General features: G+C 52.2%; 21 protein-coding genes. 8 read left to right on the plus strand and 13 right to left on the minus strand.

Going from position 1 to position 19,539, the window contains the following annotated elements; genetic code table 11:
- Window positions 1-67: 67 nt before the first annotated feature.
- The 6 genes from N7E73_RS07345 to N7E73_RS07370 are packed head-to-tail and all read left to right on the plus strand — an operon-like array spanning window position 68 to window position 4,304.
- Window positions 68-880 (plus strand): MlaE family ABC transporter permease, encoded by an 813-nt coding sequence (locus N7E73_RS07345; RefSeq protein ID WP_432738402.1) that lies wholly within the window; start codon window positions 68-70, stop codon window positions 878-880.
- A gap of 9 nt (window positions 881-889) precedes the next feature.
- A complete protein-coding gene (locus N7E73_RS07350; RefSeq protein WP_432738403.1) occupies window positions 890-1,729 on the plus strand; it encodes an ABC transporter ATP-binding protein in 840 nt (279 codons plus the stop codon).
- An 18-nt stretch (window positions 1,730-1,747) separates the two neighbouring features.
- On the plus strand, window positions 1,748-2,194 hold the full coding sequence (gene mlaD / locus N7E73_RS07355; RefSeq protein ID WP_432738404.1) for an outer membrane lipid asymmetry maintenance protein MlaD: 447 nt from the start codon (window positions 1,748-1,750) through the stop codon (window positions 2,192-2,194).
- A 33-nt stretch (window positions 2,195-2,227) separates the two neighbouring features.
- Window positions 2,228-2,893, plus strand: coding sequence for an ABC transporter substrate-binding protein (locus N7E73_RS07360; RefSeq protein WP_432738405.1), 666 nt, complete (start codon window positions 2,228-2,230; stop codon window positions 2,891-2,893).
- A 14-nt stretch (window positions 2,894-2,907) separates the two neighbouring features.
- On the plus strand, window positions 2,908-3,807 hold the full coding sequence (locus N7E73_RS07365) for an MlaA family lipoprotein (protein WP_432738406.1): 900 nt from the start codon (window positions 2,908-2,910) through the stop codon (window positions 3,805-3,807).
- A 5-nt stretch (window positions 3,808-3,812) separates the two neighbouring features.
- Window positions 3,813-4,304 carry a metallophosphoesterase family protein gene (locus N7E73_RS07370; protein WP_432738407.1) on the plus strand — a complete coding sequence of 164 codons (492 nt, stop codon included), beginning with the start codon at window positions 3,813-3,815 and terminating at the stop codon, window positions 4,302-4,304.
- 84 nt (window positions 4,305-4,388) lie between these two features.
- Here N7E73_RS07370 and N7E73_RS07375 read toward each other — a convergent pair whose 3' ends face one another.
- Together N7E73_RS07375 and N7E73_RS07380 are read right to left on the minus strand one after the other, a co-directional pair.
- Window positions 4,389-4,610 (minus strand): hypothetical protein, encoded by a 222-nt coding sequence (locus N7E73_RS07375; protein ID WP_432738408.1) that lies wholly within the window; start codon window positions 4,608-4,610, stop codon window positions 4,389-4,391.
- Window positions 4,611-4,635: 25 nt separating this feature from the next.
- Window positions 4,636-5,235, minus strand: coding sequence for a MarC family protein (locus N7E73_RS07380; RefSeq protein WP_432738409.1), 600 nt, complete (start codon window positions 5,233-5,235; stop codon window positions 4,636-4,638).
- Between the two features lie 269 nt (window positions 5,236-5,504).
- On the opposite strand from N7E73_RS07380, the gene N7E73_RS07385 reads away from it, so the two are divergent.
- Window positions 5,505-7,547 (plus strand): HAMP domain-containing methyl-accepting chemotaxis protein, encoded by a 2,043-nt coding sequence (locus N7E73_RS07385; protein WP_432738410.1) that lies wholly within the window; start codon window positions 5,505-5,507, stop codon window positions 7,545-7,547.
- 143 nt (window positions 7,548-7,690) lie between these two features.
- On the opposite strand, the gene secA is transcribed toward N7E73_RS07385, so the two are convergent.
- The 4 genes from secA to N7E73_RS07405 all read right to left on the minus strand — a co-directional run bounded on the left by secA (window position 7,691) and on the right by N7E73_RS07405 (window position 13,793).
- Window positions 7,691-10,207, minus strand: a complete 2,517-nt coding sequence (gene secA / locus N7E73_RS07390) for a preprotein translocase subunit SecA (protein WP_432738411.1) — start codon at window positions 10,205-10,207, stop codon at window positions 7,691-7,693.
- Between the two features lie 81 nt (window positions 10,208-10,288).
- Entirely contained in the window at window positions 10,289-11,425 is a 1,137-nt protein-coding gene (locus tag N7E73_RS07395) for a (Fe-S)-binding protein (protein ID WP_432738412.1), read from the minus strand.
- Window positions 11,425-12,813 carry an FAD-binding oxidoreductase gene (locus N7E73_RS07400; protein ID WP_432738413.1) on the minus strand — a complete coding sequence of 463 codons (1,389 nt, stop codon included), beginning with the start codon at window positions 12,811-12,813 and terminating at the stop codon, window positions 11,425-11,427. The genes N7E73_RS07395 and N7E73_RS07400 overlap by 1 nt, the downstream gene beginning before the upstream one ends.
- A gap of 98 nt (window positions 12,814-12,911) precedes the next feature.
- Entirely contained in the window at window positions 12,912-13,793 is an 882-nt protein-coding gene (locus N7E73_RS07405) for a LysR family transcriptional regulator (protein ID WP_432738414.1), read from the minus strand.
- Window positions 13,794-13,958: 165 nt separating this feature from the next.
- On the opposite strand from N7E73_RS07405, the gene N7E73_RS07410 reads away from it, so the two are divergent.
- Window positions 13,959-14,114, plus strand: coding sequence for a hypothetical protein (locus N7E73_RS07410; RefSeq protein ID WP_432738416.1), 156 nt, complete (start codon window positions 13,959-13,961; stop codon window positions 14,112-14,114).
- Between the two features lie 130 nt (window positions 14,115-14,244).
- On the opposite strand, the gene smpB is transcribed toward N7E73_RS07410, so the two are convergent.
- The 7 genes from smpB to N7E73_RS07445 are packed head-to-tail and all read right to left on the minus strand — an operon-like array spanning window position 14,245 to window position 19,488.
- Window positions 14,245-14,715 carry an SsrA-binding protein SmpB gene (gene smpB / locus N7E73_RS07415; RefSeq protein ID WP_432738417.1) on the minus strand — a complete coding sequence of 157 codons (471 nt, stop codon included), beginning with the start codon at window positions 14,713-14,715 and terminating at the stop codon, window positions 14,245-14,247.
- 9 nt (window positions 14,716-14,724) lie between these two features.
- A complete protein-coding gene (gene ptsP, locus N7E73_RS07420; protein ID WP_432738418.1) occupies window positions 14,725-16,509 on the minus strand; it encodes a phosphoenolpyruvate--protein phosphotransferase in 1,785 nt (594 codons plus the stop codon).
- Window positions 16,510-16,827 carry an HPr family phosphocarrier protein gene (locus tag N7E73_RS07425; RefSeq protein WP_432738419.1) on the minus strand — a complete coding sequence of 106 codons (318 nt, stop codon included), beginning with the start codon at window positions 16,825-16,827 and terminating at the stop codon, window positions 16,510-16,512.
- 41 nt (window positions 16,828-16,868) lie between these two features.
- A complete protein-coding gene (locus tag N7E73_RS07430; protein ID WP_432738420.1) occupies window positions 16,869-17,624 on the minus strand; it encodes a PTS system mannose/fructose/sorbose family transporter subunit IID in 756 nt (251 codons plus the stop codon).
- A 37-nt stretch (window positions 17,625-17,661) separates the two neighbouring features.
- Complete coding sequence (gene rsmI / locus N7E73_RS07435) at window positions 17,662-18,504, minus strand: 16S rRNA (cytidine(1402)-2'-O)-methyltransferase (protein ID WP_432738421.1); 843 nt, start codon at window positions 18,502-18,504, stop codon at window positions 17,662-17,664.
- Window positions 18,446-18,850 (minus strand): YraN family protein, encoded by a 405-nt coding sequence (locus N7E73_RS07440; protein WP_432738422.1) that lies wholly within the window; start codon window positions 18,848-18,850, stop codon window positions 18,446-18,448. The genes rsmI and N7E73_RS07440 overlap by 59 nt, the downstream gene beginning before the upstream one ends.
- A complete protein-coding gene (locus N7E73_RS07445) occupies window positions 18,832-19,488 on the minus strand; it encodes a ribonuclease HII (RefSeq protein ID WP_432738423.1) in 657 nt (218 codons plus the stop codon). Before N7E73_RS07445 ends, N7E73_RS07440 begins: the two co-directional genes overlap by 19 nt.
- Window positions 19,489-19,539: the final 51 nt, after the last annotated feature.

Below are 19,539 nucleotides of genomic sequence, written 5' to 3' on the forward strand. Positions count from 1 at the left end.
GAATCCTTCCGGATGGAATAAAACGCAGATAGCACTTCAATATTATTAACTTTACTAGAAGACAGACATGACACAGACAACAACTGAAAACAGGCTCGCACAACCTCTCTCCCTCATAGGGAAAATAATGCTCGGCATTATCGGGGAAGCCGGAGCCATGTGTATTTTCCTTTTCCAGGGAATTCTTCACGTTTTCAGTTCGCTTGGAATCTTTTCCAAGACAGTGAAAGAGCTTTATTTCATCGGAGTAAAATCCATAACGGTTATCGGCCTTATAGGCATCTTCACCGGTATGGTCATTGGACTGCAGACATATTACGCCCTATCCAAATTCGGATCAGAAGGATTCCTCGGTGCAGCAGTGGCCTTGTCGCTGGTCAGGGAGCTTGGCCCGGTACTAACCGCCATCATGCTCACCGGTCGCGCCGGTTCTTCAATGACAGCTGAAATAGGGGTCATGCGCATCTCCGAGCAGATAGATGCATTGGAACTCATGGATATAAACCCCATGAGCTACCTGGTCAGCCCTAAAATTCTGGCCTCCTTGATTTCATTTCCCATCCTGACCGCGCTCTTTGACCTGATCGGGATATTCGGTGGCTATCTGACCGGCGTGGCACTTCTGGGCGGTAATTCAGGTGTCTACTTCCACCGGGTCCATACATCACTGTCATGGGAAGATATCTCCGTGGGATTTGAAAAATCGCTTGTTTTTGCTGTGCTGGTCTGCACAGTCTGCTGTTTTCAGGGTTATTTCACCCATTTCCGCAAGGACGGAAAAGGTCCGGAAGGGGTAAGTCAGGCAACAACAACCGCGGTTGTAATGTCCTGTGTAATGGTTCTTGTTTCCGACTACATAATGACCTCACTGCTTTTCTAGGGGCCGCAAGTGAATTCAAAAGCACCTGATATACGCATTGAAAACCTTACCATCGGCTATGACAGAACCGTGGTGGTAAAGGACATAAACGCGACCCTCCCCGGGGGAGGGATTTCCGTCATTCTGGGACGTTCCGGATGCGGTAAATCCACTCTGCTAAAGAACATACTCAAGCTGAACACCCCCATCAGCGGTGCGGTCTTTCTCGGTAAACACAATATATATGAACTCAAGCGCAAGGCGTTCAGGTGCCTTAAGCAGCGCATCGGAGTTCTCTTTCAGGACGGAGCTCTGCTGGGTGCCCTGACCCTGTTTGACAATGTAGCCCTGCCGTTGCGCGAGCACACCCGGCTGAAGCAGGACGATATTTTTAAGGTTGTGAAGTCCAAACTGAGCCTCGTCGGCCTTGAGGACTTTATGGACTATTATCCCAACGAACTGTCCGGCGGCATGCGCAAAAGAGCGGGACTGGCCCGTGCCATGGTCATGGACCCGGACATTCTGTTCTGCGACGAGCCTACTTCCGGGCTTGACCCGATCAACTCCGCAGAACTGGACGGACTGCTCCTTGAACTGAAGGAACGGTTTGATATGACCATTGTAGTGGTCAGTCATGATCTGGTCAGCATGCAGACCATTGCGGACTACGTTGTTGTTCTCGGTGAAGGCAGAACTCTTTTCGAAGGGTCCAAAGACGAGCTTATGGCAACCGCGGACCCGTACCTGCGACAATTCCTCGACCGGCAGGGAGAGGAAAGACAGAGCCCCAGACTGACCATGGCTCCTCTTGACCCCTCGGTAATGAAACTGGACTGCGCCAGATACATTGGCGACCTCAATAGAAATTAATTGAAGACGGATTGCGGCATGAAGAAATATCCTAAAGAAACAGCGGTCGGAGTATTTGTATTCCTGGGCCTTTTGGCCATTGTTTACATGAGTATCAAGCTCGGTGATGTACAGATGTTTTCCGACTCGCACTACCATGTCAAAGCCAGCTTCAACGATGTCACCGGACTGCGCGAAAAGTCCCCCGTTGAAATGATGGGGGTTCCTATCGGCTTCGTGGACAAAATAGAGCTTGATCTCAAGAACCAGAAGGCTGTACTTACCCTCAGCATCGAAAAGCGGATCGAACTGCTTGACGATGCCATTGCGTCAGTAAAAACCAGCGGTCTGATCGGGGACAAGTATGTGAAGATCACCCCCGGAGGAGTTGGAGACCCCATTGAACCCGGTGGTATTATAATCGAAACAGAGTCTGCCATCGACATTGAAGACTTGATTAGCAAGTATGTTTTTGGCAAGGTCTAAAAAACTCAACATTAATTATAATCGGTTTTTATAATGAAACGTATCATATCCATATCCGTAATCGTCTTTCTCCTGTGCATCAGCGTAGGGGCCGGCTTTGCATCCGCTGAAAACTCTCCCATGGTCCGACTCCGTGGGGGCATTCAAAGCGTGATAGAAATACTCAATGATCCCCAGTACAAGGGACATCCAGAAAAAATCGCTGAAAAGACCGCCAAGGTTCGTGCGACCATAAAGGATTTTTTCAATTTTGAAGAACTGTCCAAACGGTCTATCGGACGCCCATGGCTCGATTTCACCCCTGAAGAACGCACACAGTTCGTGGAACTTTTCACCGATCTGCTCGAACAGACCTATCTCGGACGTATTGAAGAATACTCCGGTGAAAAAGTGGCCTTTGACAAGGAAACAATTGTCAAAGGCGATTATGCTCAGGTCGATACCCGTCTTCTTTCCGCTCAGAATGATATTCCGGTTTTTTACCGCATGAAACTTGAAAACGGCGAGTGGGACGTATACGATGTAAAAATCGAAGGAATCAGCCTGGTAAAGAACTACAAGACCCAGTTCGCGGGAATTCTTGACACCAGCACTCCCGAGCGTTTTGAGGCCACCAAGAAGGAACTCTTTTCCCGGCTTGAAAACAAATGCAATGAACTGAAAAACCAGAAAAAAACACCTGCTGCACCGCAGCAGTAGCTTAAGGCGACGTCATGACCAGAAACTACTCAACCGCCCTTCTGGCCTTCATAGTACTGACCTTCATCCTGCTTTCGTTTCCGTCACAGGTGCGTTCTCAGGATAACGGCGAACCCATCGTTGTTGCACAGGTGGGTGCTGCTGTCATAGGTGAAGTCGAGAACAACCCTGAAAAATATGATGAATTCAGTGAAGACCTCTGGGGCGATTCTGAGCATGACGACAAGGCCCATGCCGATGATCCGTGGCAGGGGTTCAACAGGGCCATGTTCGACTTTAACGACTACATGTACTTCAATGTAATGAAGCCCGTAACCAAGGGCTACATGTGGGCAGTTCCGTTGCGCCCCAGAACCTGGGCCAACAACTTTTTCCAGAACATGCTCTACCCCGTACGTCTCGCCAGCTGCCTTCTTCAGGCCAAATTCTACACTGCCGGGGCCGAGACATCCAAATTCATAGCCAACTCCATTGTCGGCATGGGCGGACTCGGCAACGTGGCCGGGGAAGCACAGTCCACAATGCCTCTGTACATGGGTGACGAGGATATGGGGCAGACCTTCGGAGTTTGGGGCATCCCCAACGGTCCGTACGTTGTAATACCTTTTCTTGGCCCCTCAACTGTGCGTGATGCAGTCGGTGTTGGTATCGACACCTTTGTGCTCAACCCCTTCTGGTGGTTCGGCATTCCCTGGTACTACTCCGTTTCAGCCGGTGCCTACAACCAGATCAACAAGCTATCCTTCCACATCGGCGAGTACGAATCCCTCAAGGATGCATCCATCGATCCCTATCTGGGACTTCGCGATGCCTACCTGAGCTATCGCGCCAAGCAGGTTGAGGATTCCAGGCAAGACCCGGAACGTCCTGCTCCGAAAATGACCACAAATCCGGACGCAGTGCCTCAGAAGTAATTTAAGTGAAAATAGCAGTTATATCTGACACACACCTCCGTGAGCCCGACAGAAGGCTCACGGAGGTTTTTAATACTTATCTGGCAGATGCGGATCTGCTGCTTCATTGCGGAGATATGGTTTCTTTTTCCGTATGGCAGTTTTTCTGCCAGCATCCAAACTTCCATGCTGCACTGGGCAATTGTGATGAATGGAAACTGAGCGAATACGTTCAGACACTGCAGACCGTAGCATACAACGGACTGAACATCGGCATTGCCCACGGCTGGGGGAGTCGCTCACAGGTTTCTTTGAATGTAGCAAATTCATTCGGCCCGGAATACAATCTTGTCTGCTATGGTCATACCCATATTCAGGATTGGTCAGTAGTTTCCGGCGTACAGATGCTCAACCCCGGCAGTCTGACCTCTCCCCGTGACGACAGGCCTCCCTGCGTGGCAATTGTCAAAGTGGACGCGAATAAACAGATGGACTGCTCATTCATTCCGATCGATTGACGAGTACGGAATAGTCTGAATTTATAAGAAAAGCCCTGTGACACGAATCATGTCACAGGGCTTTTTTGCCATTCAAAATAAGATCTAAGCGAACGGATCCTTGATCAGTCGGAACTCGCCGCCCCTTTCCTCACAGATTCCTTCCTCAACAAATCCCGCCAGAAGTTCAGGAAGCCGGTCCGACTCTCCACGAGCAAGGACCTTGTCCCCCTCGGCCTTCAAATAGGACGCAGGCAGAAAATCAGCCTTTCCACGTCTAAAGAGTGCAACCAAAAACCTGTCCGTAAGCTGCTTGGAACCTGACATAAGAAAGACCTCCGTGTACGGTGAACTAGTTCAACATGAAATTTCGCAATCCGGTAAAAAAGATCTGGGCCGCAATGGACGCAACAAACAGTCCGGTCAGACGGCTCATGATGTTAAGGCCCCTTCTTCCCAGAAGACGCTTGAGGCCCGATGAAACGAATAACAGAATTCCCACGGTTAATACAGCGGCAACAACCGCCGAACAAGCCAGAATCATGTCCGAATAACCCGAAACAGTAGAGCCCATGACCAAAAGGGCCCCGATGGTCCCAGGGCCGACGATAATGGGCATGGCAAGAGGCACAACCGCAATATCATCATCTTCCTTGCCGGCTTCAAAGTTCTTGCCTGCTCCGCTGACCATGTTCAATGCAGAAAGGAACAGAACAGCACCGGCCCCGATCCTGAAGGCATCAAGGGTAATCCCGAACAATTCAAAAATGTACCTTCCATACAGATAGAGAACCACAGATATGATTATAACCGCCAGCGTAACCTTAAGAGCTGTCTTTCTTCTTTCGGCAGGGCTCATTTCCTGTGTGAGCGAAATAAACGCTGATATGGCGAAGAATGGTGTTAGGATGAAAAACATCTTAAGATATGTCTGAAAAAATATGGCGAGCATATGCCCTCCTGCTTTTTAGGATAATTAAGTCTCTGCCGGTGGCTTCCGCCCGCCCGACATGATGGAAAAGAGCTCTCTACACATCATGGTTTCCACAATCAACGGTTATTTTCAGCCTGCCGTGAATTTTAATGGCCTGCCATCATGAATGACACTCAAAACCTAAATATTTATCCTTAATTCTCTTCCATGTCCTTTGTTCTTTATGTTACAACACGAAGTAGCAAATTTATTTACTTTATTACATATAAACATATGGGGGGCCAATCATGTTTAAAAATCTGAAACTGGGATTGAAGCTGGGCATCAGCTTTGCCCTGATGATACTTCTCACGGCAGTTATGGCTTTCGTCGGATTTAGCGGCATGAGTGGCATTCAGGAACGTGTCATCAAGGCTGACGATGTCAACCGCATGGTCAGGATGATTCTTGAAGTGCGAATGCAGGAAAAAAATTACATACTTCGTGCTGATCCATCTTATCTGCAAAAACATGAAGAACTTCTTACATCTCTTAAATCTCAGGTTACAGCCACTGACAAAAAGTTCACCCAGCAGAATAACCACAACCAGATGAACGAACTGGGCAAGGCGGTAAACAGTTACGAGCAGACATTCAAAAGGTATGTAAACCTTGTCGGTGAACGCAAGAAAACAATGGAAATGATGCGTGCTGAAGCCCGCTCGGTCCTCGGAGAACTGGAAAAAATCCGTTCTGCCCAGAAAGCTCAGCTTGAAAGCATAATGAACAATACCAAATCCGAGATCACCAAAGCGGTCCAGCTTGGAGAGGTAGGCAAAATAGGTGAAGTCTACAGCAAAGGGCAGGCTGGCATAAATGACAAGCTCGCCAAGGCCGATGATGCCAACCGTGCTATCAAATGGTTTATTACAGTTCGCAAGAATGAAAAAGAATACATCATCTCGTCAGATCCCAAGTACACGGAAATGGTCGAGAAGGATGTGAAAAACATCTCTGAATTGCTACAAAACCTGAAATCGCGCTTTTCCAATCCGGCCAACATTGCCCAAGTGGATGGTGTTTTCAAAACCATCCTCAGCTACCAGACCAATTTCACCAAATACACTTCGCTTATGGCGGAACAGGTCAAAGCAGAGCAGGGAATGGTTGAGGCAGCAAGAGCAGCAGACCGCCAGTGCAGGGATGCCCGTGCCGATCAGAAACAGAAGATGTTGTCCAATATGGAGTTCTCAAACACTGTTCTTGTTGTAGGCGCTATTATCGCATTGGTCATCGGCTTGCTGACCGCAGTTATACTGAGCAAAGCCATCACCGGTCCCATTCTCATGGGTGTGAACTTTGCCCAGCGCATGTCACGCGGGGATTTCACCCAGACTCTTGAAATAGATCAGAAAGACGAAGTCGGAACCCTTGCCACAGCCCTCAACGAAATGGTTCACAGACTCTCGGAAGTCGTGGCTGAAGTAGGCAGCTCGTCCGAAAACGTGGCTTCTGGAAGTGAAGAACTTTCAGCCACGGCCGAAAGCCTCTCTCAGTCTTCAACTGAACAGGCTGCAAATGTTGAAGAAGTATCCTCCTCCATTGAACAGATGACCGCCAATATAAGGCAGAATGCCGACAACGCGCAGCAGACCGAGCAGATCGCGGTAAAGTCCTCTCAACAGGCCGAAGACAGCGGCGTAGCGGTCATCAAGGCAGTGGACGCCATGAAAAACATTGCCGAAAAGATCTCCATCATTGAAGAGATCGCCCGCCAGACCAACCTGCTTGCCCTTAACGCGGCTATTGAAGCTGCAAGGGCCGGAGAACACGGCAAAGGCTTCGCCGTTGTCGCCGCCGAGGTTCGCAAACTGGCTGAACGAAGCGGTGAAGCGGCCCGCGAAATCGGGGACCTGTCATCAAGCACGGTCACTGTTGCCGAAAAGGCCGGAGAAATGCTCAGCCTGCTCGTACCGGACATAAAACGTACAGCAGAACTGGTGCAGGAAATCACCGCAAGCAGTACGGAACAACTGAGCGGAGCAGAACAGATCAACAAGGCAGTACAGCAGCTTGATCAGGTAACTCAGCAGAACGCTTCTGCCTCCGAGGAAATGGCCTCCACTTCTGAAGAGCTCTCCAGCCAGGCAGAACAGTTACAGCAGGTAATGAGCTTCTTCCAGGTAAGCGATATGGCAGCGCCGAGAAGACATGCACTGCCCCCGAGCACCCGCAAGCCTTCCAAACCATCCTCGCTCCCGGCCCCAGCCAAAAAGACCAGTAAATCGTCATCCGGAGTTGCTTTGAACATGGATGCCGATTTCTCCGATGGTGATTTCGAAAAATTCTAATCCGTGTTTACCCTGGGGAGAGCCTGCGTTGGCTCTCTCCGGGATCATGCATCTCATTCAAGCCTGACTGTATCTTTCAAACAGAAAAACAAAGCCCGCCGAAAATATCCGGCGGGCTTTGTTTCTGACATTTATTCAAACGGCTATTTTCCGCAGCATTTCTTGAATTTCTTGCCGCTGCCGCAAGGACAGGGATCATTACGGCCAGTCTTGGGCTCGTTGCGGCGTACAGGCTTTTTCTTGGATTCCGACTCATCCGCATCCGAATATTCCAGTTCTTCCTGCTGCTTATCCTTATGCTGGAACTCTTCCTCGCGGACTTCAGTTTCAATACGCAGATGGCAGAGGGCACGAACAGTATTTTCCTTGATGCGATCAAGCATTTCGCGGAACAGCTCAAACCCTTCACGCTTGTACTCGTGCTTGGGGTCCTTCTGACCGTAACCGCGCAGGCCGATACCCTCGCGCAGGTGGTCCATGTTAAGCAGGTGTTCCTTCCAGTTGCGGTCTAGGGCTTCCAGAACAAAGTAACGCTGGATTTCGTGGAAATGATCACCGGCACTGTTCCTGAGAACGTCCAGAATCTCTCCGACCCATTTCTCGGCCTGCTCGCGGGTCGGAAGATGATCCTTGAACTCGGCATTGCGGCTGAAGCCGAAGAGTTCATCAAGACGAACTCGGACCATCTCCTCGGTTTCAGGATCAAGGGGTTTGCCCTTGGCTTCTTCCACAGGGAAGAAACAGTCGTCAAAGAGATCTTCAATGAACTCGGAAATCATTTCAGCCATGTCTTCGGAGTACATGACTTCACGGCGCAGGGTGTAGATAACCTCGCGCTGCTGGTTCATTACGTTGTCGTAATCAAGGAGCTGCTTGCGGATTTCGAAGTTATGCCCTTCGACCTTCTTCTGGGAATTCTCAATGGCCTTGGTGACCATGCCGTTCTCAATAGGCTCCCCTTCTTCCATGCCCAGCTTGTCCATGATACCGGCGATACGCTCGGAACCGAACAGACGCATCAGGTCATCATCAAGGGCAAGGTAGAAACGGGTGGAACCCGGGTCTCCCTGACGGCCGGAACGTCCGCGGAGCTGGTTGTCGATACGCCGTGATTCATGACGCTCGGTGCCGATGATGTGCAGGCCGCCGAGATCCTTCACTCCCTCGCCGAGCACGATGTCGGTACCACGACCGGCCATGTTGGTGGCAATGGTCACGTGCCCCTTCTGTCCGGCTTCGGCAACGATCTGCGCTTCCATCTCATGATGCTTGGCGTTCAGAACGTTGTGCGGGATCTTGCGCTGCTTGAGCAGGCCGGAAACAAGCTCCGACTTCTCAATTGAAACCGTACCGACCAGAACAGGCTGGCCGGCCTTGTATTTTGCGGCAATATCATCGGCGATTGCGTTATATTTCTCGCGCTGGGTCTTGTAGATGGAATCCGGGAAATCCTTACGGACCATCTGGGAGTTGGTGGGGATAACAATTACTTCCAGGTTATAGATCTGGGCGAATTCCACGGACTCTGTATCCGCGGTACCGGTCATCCCGGACAGTTTGTTATACATGCGGAAATAGTTCTGGAAGGTGATTGAGGCCAGAGTCTGGTTTTCGGACTCGACCTTCACGCCTTCCTTGGCTTCAAGGGCCTGATGCAGACCGTCGGAAAAACGCCTGCCGGGCATGAGACGGCCGGTGAATTCGTCTACGATGACAACCTGTCCGTCCTTCACGATATAATCGACATCGCGGGAGAACAGGTGGTGGGCCTTGATGCCCTGCATGATATGATGCTGGAATGAAATGTGCTGTGAATCGTAGAGGTTGTCGATTCCGAGGATCTGCTCGCACTTGATGACACCGTCATCGGTCATGGTGATGGAACGTCCCTTTTCATCCAGTTCGAAGTCCTCACCTTTTTTCAGCAGAGGGATAATGGAGTTGACCCTTCCGTACATGGAAGTGGCGTCTTCGGATGCACCGGAGATGATCAACGGGGTACGGGCTTCGTCGATAAGGATGGAGTCAACTTCGTCGACAATGGCGTAATTGAGTTCACGCTGGACCAGTTGCTCCTTGTAGAACTTCATATTGTCGCGCAGGTAGTCGAACCCGAATTCATTGTTTGTTCCGTAGGTGATATCGCAGCCGTAGGCTTCCTGCCGCTGCTGATCGGTCAACCCATGGACAATGACACCTACAGTCAGACCAAGAAAATTGTACAGCCTGCCCATCCATTCGGAGTCGCGGCGGGCAAGGTAGTCGTTAACGGTGATGAGATGCACTCCCTTGCCTGAAATGGCGTTGAGAACTGCCGGAAGGGTAGCCACAAGGGTTTTACCTTCACCGGTCTTCATCTCGGCGATACGGCCCCCGTGGAGCACCATTCCACCGACCATCTGCACATCATAATGACGCATGCCCAGAGAACGCTTTCCGGCCTCGCGGACAAGGGCGAAAACCTCCGGCAGCATATCATCAAGGGATTTGCCCCCGGCAACTTCCTCTTTCAGCTCGGCTATTCTCTGCGGGAACTGCTCGTCGGTGAGCTTTTCCATTTCAGGTTCCAGAGAATTGATCAGGTCAATCTGCGGCTTGAGTTTTTTAATGAATCTTTCATTTCGCGAACCGAAAATTTTGGAAACAATGAAATTAAACATGGAATAGATTATCCTTTGTCCTGAGCGGTAAAAGCCGCAATTTTATTCACTTTAAAAAGTCTGCTGCTATTTAATAAGTCCTTATTTCAAAATATCAAGCCAGTGCGAGGCAAAATATTCATCTTTTACAAGGGAGGCAAGCTGTATGACACAGGCCGAACACCCGGTCAGGATGTGCGCTCCCGGCTCAAGACCATCCGTAAGCCTGCCCATGCAATGCTCCCCGACCTGCCGTGACAGCTCCGGCGCACCGAGCTGCATCACTCCGCCGAATCCGCAGCACAGGTCTTCCTGCAGCGGGGCCAGCCTATCCCCGGCGATCATCCGCACCAAGGCAAGGTCCGGGTCGGGTTTACGAGCGTGGCAGGGCTTATGGTAGACCACCTGATTCGGCGAATTGTCAAGCAGATGCACTTCCGCCCCTTCCAGCAGGAATGACAACGGGGTCAGCCCTGCCTGCCAGCAGGCATGGAGCTCCTCATCTCCGGAAAAATCATCCACACAGTACTCGGACAGCCCCTTCAGACAGGTTGCACAGAATGTGATCAGGAGCGGTTCCCCGGCCTCCTGCCAAAGTCTGATATTGCGCCTGCGAACATATTGCTGCCGATCCATAAGCCCGGCACTGCCATAAGAAGAACCGCAGCAGGAAAAATCCGGTTCACCGGCCCGGACAATCCCCATGCCGTCCAGCATCTTCGAGGCCTTGTCCCCCCACTCTTTGCGGGCATAACGGCCTGTGCATCCTTTGAACAGCACGGCCTTGCGCACTTCCAAATGAATCTGGGGCACCAGTTTTGCCCAGGGCTCGCAATTACGGGCAAAAAGGGCCTCCATGCGCTTTCTGGCGGAACCGAAGGGTTCGGGCAACGCTTCAGGGGAAAACCGGGACAATGCCGCAGCCATGGGCCAGAGAACCCCCGGTTTAGCCAGCCAGAGATCCCAGCAGACCTGTACAAAGCCTTTGGACTTTGCCCGCAGATCAGAAACCAGATCAGGGCCGGACATATTCTGGGGGCAGTTTTTCGCACACCGGCCACAGGAGAGGCACAGCGAGGCCAGAGAATTGAAGTCCTTCTCGCTCAACCCCTGCGACGGATCAAGGGTCTGCAGAAAAAACTTGGCCCGCGGGGTCAGCTCTTCCCGGCCTGTGGCCTTGAACAGCGGACAGACTTCAAGACACTTACCGCACTGCACACATGCTTTGGGCGCTGCCATCAGACCACCTTCCCGGGGTTCATAATGTTCAGGGGATCAAAAGTCCGCTTGATGCCTTCCATCAACCGGAGTTCGGCCTCACCCAGCTGCATGCGGATATACTTTGCCTTGGTCAGGCCGATTCCATGTTCACCTGAAAGAGTACCGCCCAGATCGAGAGTGCATTGAAAAATTCGTTTCTTGACCAGCAGTGCGTTCTCGCCCTGACCGGGCAGGGACTTATCATACATGACGCTGACATGAATATTGCCATCCCCGAGATGGCCGAAACAGACTACGATCACCCCAAGTTCGGTCCCGATTCTGTGATAGGTCGCAATTGCTTCGGCAACTCTGCCGCGCGGCACGGCCACATCTTCGCCCTGCTTATCCGGGGCAAGATTGAATGCGGCAGGGCTGATCACCCGGCGCAATTCCCAAAGCCTTTCCTGATCATCCCCGGAACCGCTCTCCATGAAGGTGGTCTCAACCGCAGCAAGGGCACGCCCTATGCGCTTAAGGTCGGTCGAAACAGATTCTCCGGAACCGTCAATTTTAAGAAGCAGCAGCCCGCCAGTTCCGGTGCTCCAGGGAACATCAGAATGCATTTCAAGGGCCTTGATCGTATTGTGGTCCATCAGCTCCATGGCCGTGGGCAGAATACCGCAACCGAACACGGCCTCAGCTCCTTTCAGGCAGCCGGTCAGATCCCTGAACCCGACCAGCACGGAAGCGGATGTTTCCGGCAGGGGCAGAAGTTTCAGGGTGGCCCGGGTTATCATGCCCAGAGTACCTGCCGAGCCGACCAGCAAACGGGTAAGGTCGAGACCGACCACATTCTTGTGGGTACGCCCGCCGGTATGGATGATCTCTCCTCCGGGCAGCACAGCCTCAAGGCCCAGCACATAGTCACGGGTAACCCCGTACTTGACCGCGCGCATGCCCCCGGCACAGGTGGAGATATTGCCCCCGATGGTGGAAATCTTCAGGCTTGCCGGGTCCGGAGGATAAAACAACCCACGCGCCTCCACAGCCTTCTGGAGGTCGGCAGTGATGACGCCCGGCTCGACAACCGCGACAAAATCCCGTGCGTCGACATCAATAATGCCGTTCATATCCAGCATGGAGACAACCACTCCATGCCGCACCGGAACACATCCGCCGACCTTGTTGGTCGCTCGGGCACGCGGATAAACCGGAACCCGCTCCAGCTGAGCCCATTTGAGAAGTTCCGCGACCTGTACCGTATTCCGAGGCCGCACGAGGGCAAGGGGTTTTTCGTGCTTACGGCTGGCGTCAACGCCGCAGGACAGCAGTGTACCTTCGTCAAAGCTGGACTCGGAACCTGGGAACAGATTTTTCAGGAATTTCTTTTGGGAGAGGGAGAATCTTTCAGGATATGCTTTCATAAGAAGAGCCTAGATGCCTTGAATTGTGCTTTTCAGCATATTGGCCGTACCATTGAGCCGACCTTGCTCAGGAAAAGAGATTAACCGGGCATCAGTAGTTACGCCTTGTCCCAGACTTTTTCAACACATTCGAGAAGCGCCCGGACAACGGGATCAGCTTCCTTCCTGCGCGGATAGCCGAAATACATGCCTATCTCGATGTGCCCGCCGGGCCATATGTAAAAAACGCCTTTGTCCACGCCTTCAGCAGCTTCATCTCCCCGCATGACCGTAATTCCGTTGCCGGCCTTGACCAGAGCATTGTGGGTGTCCTCGCTGTCGGCAATGGTGGATTTCGAGACATCCAAACCACGCGACGAAAAAGTTTCTTCGAGCTTAACATTGAAGGAACACTCTTCGGGAGTCCAGATCCAGTCCAGCTTTGAGAGATCCTCCCAGCTGGCATTTTCCATACGCTCCCGCCATGAGGCCGGACCGACCACATAAAGGACAGTATTTTCAAGCAGAATAGCATCCACATCCTCCGGCGGACAGTTGGAATAAAAGAATCCGCCATCCAGCTTGCGGGTGGAAATGTCGGCACGGATGGTCCAGGTAGGCATCTGGACCAGATGCAGGGTCAAACCGGGGAAACGGTTTTTTATGCACGAAATGAGCTGCGGGGTACGCAGGTAGACCGGAGAAGTCTGCAGACCGACACGCGCCACACCGGACAGTTCTCCTTTGAATGAACTGGCCTCGGCTTCAAAGGCCTCCACGCTTTCGAGGATGGCTCTTGCTTTATTGAGCAGGGCTTCCCCCTCGGAGGTAGTCTGCATTCCCTTAGGGGTACGCAGGAAAAGGCGCACATCAAACTCCTCTTCAAGGGACTTGATATGCAGGCTGATGGTGGACTGGCTGGCATGAAGCCGCTTGGCCGCGCGGGTCATGTTTCCTTCCTCGGCAACCGCCACGAATGTCTTTATCTGATACAATTCCATAATTTTCAGCCTATTGAAGACTACCTACAACCTTAATGTCAGGGTATTGAAATTCTTAAAGGGGGTCTTCGATTATTCCCATTGGATTGTGGGACAAAAAACATGCACATAATAGTCAACGACAAGGTGACAAGCTCACCCGATCACGCAACAAGGAGAACCGCCATGAGCAGCATCAGCGCATTTGTGACAGAAATCTTCACCCCTGAAGACAGTGTTCTGGGCCGCGAAAAAACCGACCCCGTAACCGGAATGGTTAAAACATTTTTCTGGGTCGGTGCAGCACTGGTTTTCACCATGCTTGTTTCCGGTCTCCAGTAAGAAAACAAACAGACGGCAGCAAAAACCGTCTGAGTCCGATCCTTGACGGACGAAGGTTACTACACCCTAATCATGCTTTCTCCACCCACCGGCAAGGGGTGGATGAGAACTTTTACGGCTCGCCCGACGGTTAATAATCAACCATCTGGCGGGCCGTATCTCTTGCTATATCCCTGTTTTTAAGCTCGTCCTTGCGGTTATGCACATTGCGTCCTCTGGCAAGGGCTATCTCAAGCTTTATCTTTCCCTTTGAAAAATAGAGACGAACTGGAATTACGGTCAGACCTTTCTGTTCCGTCTTGGCCTTCAACCGCTCGATTTCTGCAGCGTGAAGCAGCAGCTTGCGGGGACGGTCCGGTTCGTGCTGGGTGTATCCGGCATGGTCGTACGGGGCGATATGGATTCCCACCAGCCACGCCTCATTATCCTTGAAATTGATGTAGCCGTCGTTGAAGCTCACCTGCGCCTTACGCAGGGACTTCACTTCCGTACCTACAAGGACCAGCCCTGCCTCAAGGGTATCAATGAATTCATAGTTACGGCGGGCCTGTTTATTAAGTGCAATGGAGGACGGGCTTTTAATCTTCTTTTTCTTGGCCATGATATTAAATTAACCTGCAATATCTTCATTATCCAGAAGAGAAGCAAAAAACATTAGCTCTTCAGGATACTTTTTGTAAATGTTATCAGTAACAAGACGGTTGATCCTGCTTACCGTACGGCAGCCGAGCACTTCTTTGAGCAACTGCTTGCACTCAGGCATCTTGAGCTGACGGAGCAGTCTCTTGATTCCAGGAATGGCCTGGGGAGTCAGACTCAGACTGTCGATCTGCATCCCCATGAGAATGGGCAGACAATACGGGTCGGATGCGACCTCTCCGCAGAGACTGACCCCGATACCGGCACGGTGACCGGCATCAACCACATATTTGATGGAACGGACCACAGCGGGGTGCAGCGGCTGGTACAGGTAGGATACGTGCGGATTTGTCCGGTCGATTCCGAGGCTGTACTGAATGAGGTCGTTGGTTCCGATACTGAAAAAATCCACTTCCTGCGCCAGAATTTCGGCAATCATGACCGCTGCCGGGAGCTCAATCATGACCCCTACAGGCATCTGCTCGTCAAAGGGAACACCCTCGTCGCGCAACTCCTGCTGTGCCCTGGCAAGTGCAGACTTGGCCTGCAGCACCTCTTTGAGGCCGCAGATCATGGGGAACATGATCGACACGTTTCCGTGTACGCTGGCCCGCAGGATTGCACGCAACTGGGTCTTGAAGAGATCCTGATGCTTGAGACAGAAACGCATGGCCCGAAGGCCCATGGCCGGGTTGGCCTCGTCAAGCGGTCCGAAATGGGTCATGAACTTGTCGGAGCCGAGGTCAAGGGTGCGCAGTGTAACCTTGCGCGGGGCCATGATGGCGGCAAGTTCGGAATATTTTTCTGCAAGCTCTTCTTCAGTGGGCAGGTCCATGCGGTTCAAGTAGGCATACTCGGTCCTGAACAACCCGATCCCTTCACCCCCGTTATCAATTACAGCCGCAACTTCTTCGAAAAGCTCAATATTGGCATAAACCTGAACGCGATAGCCGTCTTCGGTTTCCGCAGGCAGGTTGCAGGTCCTGATTGTAGTCCGCTGGTAGTCCTCAAACTGGTTCTGCAGGGTGTAGTAATGCTCCAGCTCGTCGTCAGACGGGTCTACCAGCACCTTGCCGGAAAGGCCGTCAATGATGACCAGATCACCGTCCACAACCGAATTCTCAAGCGTCTCGGCCCCGACCAGTGCGGGGATGTTCAAGGTGCGGGCCAGAATCCCGGTATGTGAGGTCTTGCCGCCGAGGGTGGTGACAAAGGCCATGAGTTTGTTGACTTCAAGCTCAATGGTGTCTGCCGGACTCAGGTCGTGGGCCATGAGTATGACCCGTCCCTGAACAGGGCGCAAACTTTCCTCTCCGCCGATCAGCTTGGCCTGAACCCGCAGGGCAACCTGCCGCACATCCTGCATGCGTTCACGAATATATTTATCTTCAAGGGCTCCGAAAGCCTTCTCAAGATCATTAACGGCTTTTTCAAGAGCCCATTCGGCGTTGATGCAGTGGTCGTCTACATACTTGAGCGAAGATTTCTGCAGCTTGGGGTCCTTGAGCATCATCAGGTGCGAATCGATGATCAACTGATGCTCACGCAGTTCCTCAGGCACCTTCGCACGGACGGCCTCAAGCTCTACTACAGCCTCGGAAAATCCTTTCTTGATCCGCTGTTTTTCCCCCTCAACCATGTGGGAGGGCACAGTCTGCCGTGGCAGACGCGATGACATGCTGCGGTTCAGAAAATAGGCTTTGCCTATGGCTATACCAGTAGAAACTGAAATTCCGTTGACGACCGTTCTGGCCACTTATTTTTCCTCGCCGAATCTGGTTTTGAAAAGTTCTTCCAGGCAATCGAGTGCAGCCTGCGCATCATCACCGTCGGCCCGCAGTTCAAGGGTGCTGCCCTGAGCCGCCGCCAATGTCAGGATGTCGAGAATGCTTTTGGCATCGATTTCCTGATCATCACAGACAATCGCAATTTCCGATCCGAAATTCTGTGCTTCCTGGGCCAGCCGGGCGGCCGGGCGGGCGTGCAGACCAAGCTGGTTTGCAACTACCACCTTCCGGACTACGGTTCCTCCACCTTCTGGTGGAATTTCCGGCAACTCGCTGTTCTCAGTCATTTTACCATATTCCTTATATCTTATTTCTTCAAAAGAAAAACTTAAACAAATTTAACAAGCAGCAGTCCCAGTACAACGACAGTCACCGCCACTATTTCGCGGGCAATCTTCCCGGTGGTAATCACCCAGCCGAGCAACCCAAGCACGGCCGCACCGCCGTACCACTCATAGGTATTCAAGGGTCGTGGCCAGAGCTGGAACCAGATGAGCAGGACCAGAAAGGCATTGGCGAACTTCAGTTTTTCGCCCCAGTTGATAAGGTCCCAACGCTTGAGTTCATCCAGAAAACCGAGCCCCTTGTTGATGCCGGACCAGAAAGTGAAGACCTTGAAGGCCTGCAATCCGGCAAAAAGTCCTACACCAAACAATAATGCCTGGGTACGCAGCCCTGCCAGCAGCATATTGACCGTTGCCAGCGCCCAGAAAATCAATCCGCTCCCTGAAAATACCGAATCACCGATGGCCGAAAGGGTATAGCTGGTCGTGTTCTTCAACTTGTCCAGCAACTGCACGGGGAAGCGTCCGTCCTTTATCTGAACCTCAACTGACAGAAAAATGGCCACCAGCAGCGGAGCCCAGAAAGGATGTGAGTTGTAATGCTTCACATACCTTCTGCGGGCAGTAGCCAGCTCTGACGGGTCACTGTAGATCGCCTCAAGTCCGGGCTGCATGGCGTAGGAAAAACCGATATTCTGAAGGCCGCGGGAATTGAATCCCGCGCTGACAAAGTAACAGCGCAGGAAACTCCTGACAAAGGCCTTACCCAATGCCCTTTTCCCGGTTTTTCGATCTTCCATCTTGACTCTCTCGCAGCACATCCGGCTTACAGATCAGCTAACTACCTTTTTTTCTTTCAGTTATCTTTTCATAGACAGCTTTTGCTGTCCAGCCCCCGAGCCGCTCGGAAATTCGTCTGGCAATGACCTTGGGCTTATCGCCCGACTCCATTTCAGAGTCGATCATCTGCATGAGCTCGTCTTCGGAAGCCGGGCCGTCATCAACAGGAGGACCGATCACTACGGTAATTTCTCCACGCAGTTCCTCGGAGATCTCCTCCCAGCCGGAAAGTGTGCCGTTAATGAATTCCTCGAAATCCTTGGTCAATTCCCTGCAGATGGCATACTCACGGTTTCCGAGAGTTTCATAGGCCAGATGCATGGTTTCGCGCAACCGTGATTTGCGTTCGAAAAAAACAATCGTGGCACCGGTCTGCCCGTGTACCTCTAAAATCTTGCGGATCTGGCCGTCCTTGCGCGGAAGAAAACCCAGAAAAGTAAACGGATACGGCGGCAGCCCGCATCCGGACAATGCCGTGACCGGCGCGCATGGTCCGGGAACCGGAACTACATTTATCCCGTTCTCACGGCAGGCCCGCACTACCCGGTACCCGGGATCACTCATAAGCGGGGTTCCGGCATCGGAAACAAGAGCCGCATTGCCGCCCTGCCCGAAATGATCGAGAACCATACGGATTCTTTTATCTTCGTTATGCTCGTGCAGACTGACAAAACTCTTTCCGCCGATACCGAGCGATTGCAGTAGCTTGCCGGAGCGGCGGGTGTCTTCGGCAAAAATTATATCCGCAGCAGCCAGCACTTCCCGTGCCCGCTCGGAAATGTCACCAAGGTTGCCAAGAGGAGTCGCCACTACCCATAAAGTCGGTGAGGTCGAATGCATTTTCTATATGTTCCGCAGTAAAGCCGTTTCCATCGTTATTAACAATCACCAGATCAAAGCGGCACGGCCTCTCCCAGAGATCCATCGCCGTCAGATAACGTGAGGCCGCCTTGTACAGTTTCATCTGCTTGGCCGGGGTCACGGCCTGCACGCCGGGCATAATATCTCGGCCAGCTCTGGTCTTTACTTCAACAAAAACCAGCTCACCGGCCCTTTCACAGATAATATCGAGTTCCAACTGTCTGAATCGCCAGTTACGCTGGCGGATTTCATAGCCCCGGTTTTCCAGATAGCGGGCTGCATACCCTTCACCGGCACGGCCGAAATCTAGATGCCGGGCAGACACATGCTCTCCTGCCTGCACTGCTTCTTCTCAGGCAGCACACCCCGGAAGGTCCTCCGGTGTACGAAGCATGGCCCCAGCTCCTTGAGAGCCTCAAGATGAACTTTGGTTCCGTAGCCCTTGTGTTCGGCAAATCCGTACCCAGGATAACGTTTCTCCAGCCTGACCATCAGGCTGTCCCGAAAAGTCTTGGCCAGAATGGAGGCTGCTGAAATTGCCGGGATCTTAAGATCGCCCTTTACCACCCACTCCTGCCGGAATCCACCAGTTCCACCAAGATAATCGGCAGGAATGGTCTTGTTTCCGTCTATGAGCAGCAGTTGCGGTTTTACCCTGAGCTGCCGTACAGAGTTCCCCATGGCCCTGAAAGTCGCCTGCAGGATATTGATCCTGTCCACAACCTGTGCCCGGCTGACGCCCAGAGCCCAGCAGACAGCCTGCCTGCGTATTTCCACCGCCAGCCTGTCACGGGAGGTTTCATCCAGCTTCTTGGAATCCGTCAGACCCGGAAGGTCGTAGTTTTCCGGAAGGATTACCGCCCCGGCCACGACCGGGCCTGCCAGACATCCCCGCCCGGCTTCGTCAATACCCGCTGTGACGAGGTCATCCCCGCCGAAACCGGGGAGCATATTGCTGTCCACTCTGAGTCTCCGCTGCGCTTAAAAGTAAAAAACCGTCTACCCCGGGCATTT

This window comes from Maridesulfovibrio sp. FT414 (assembly GCF_050916235.1).
Lineage (GTDB): Bacteria > Desulfobacterota > Desulfovibrionia > Desulfovibrionales > Desulfovibrionaceae > Maridesulfovibrio.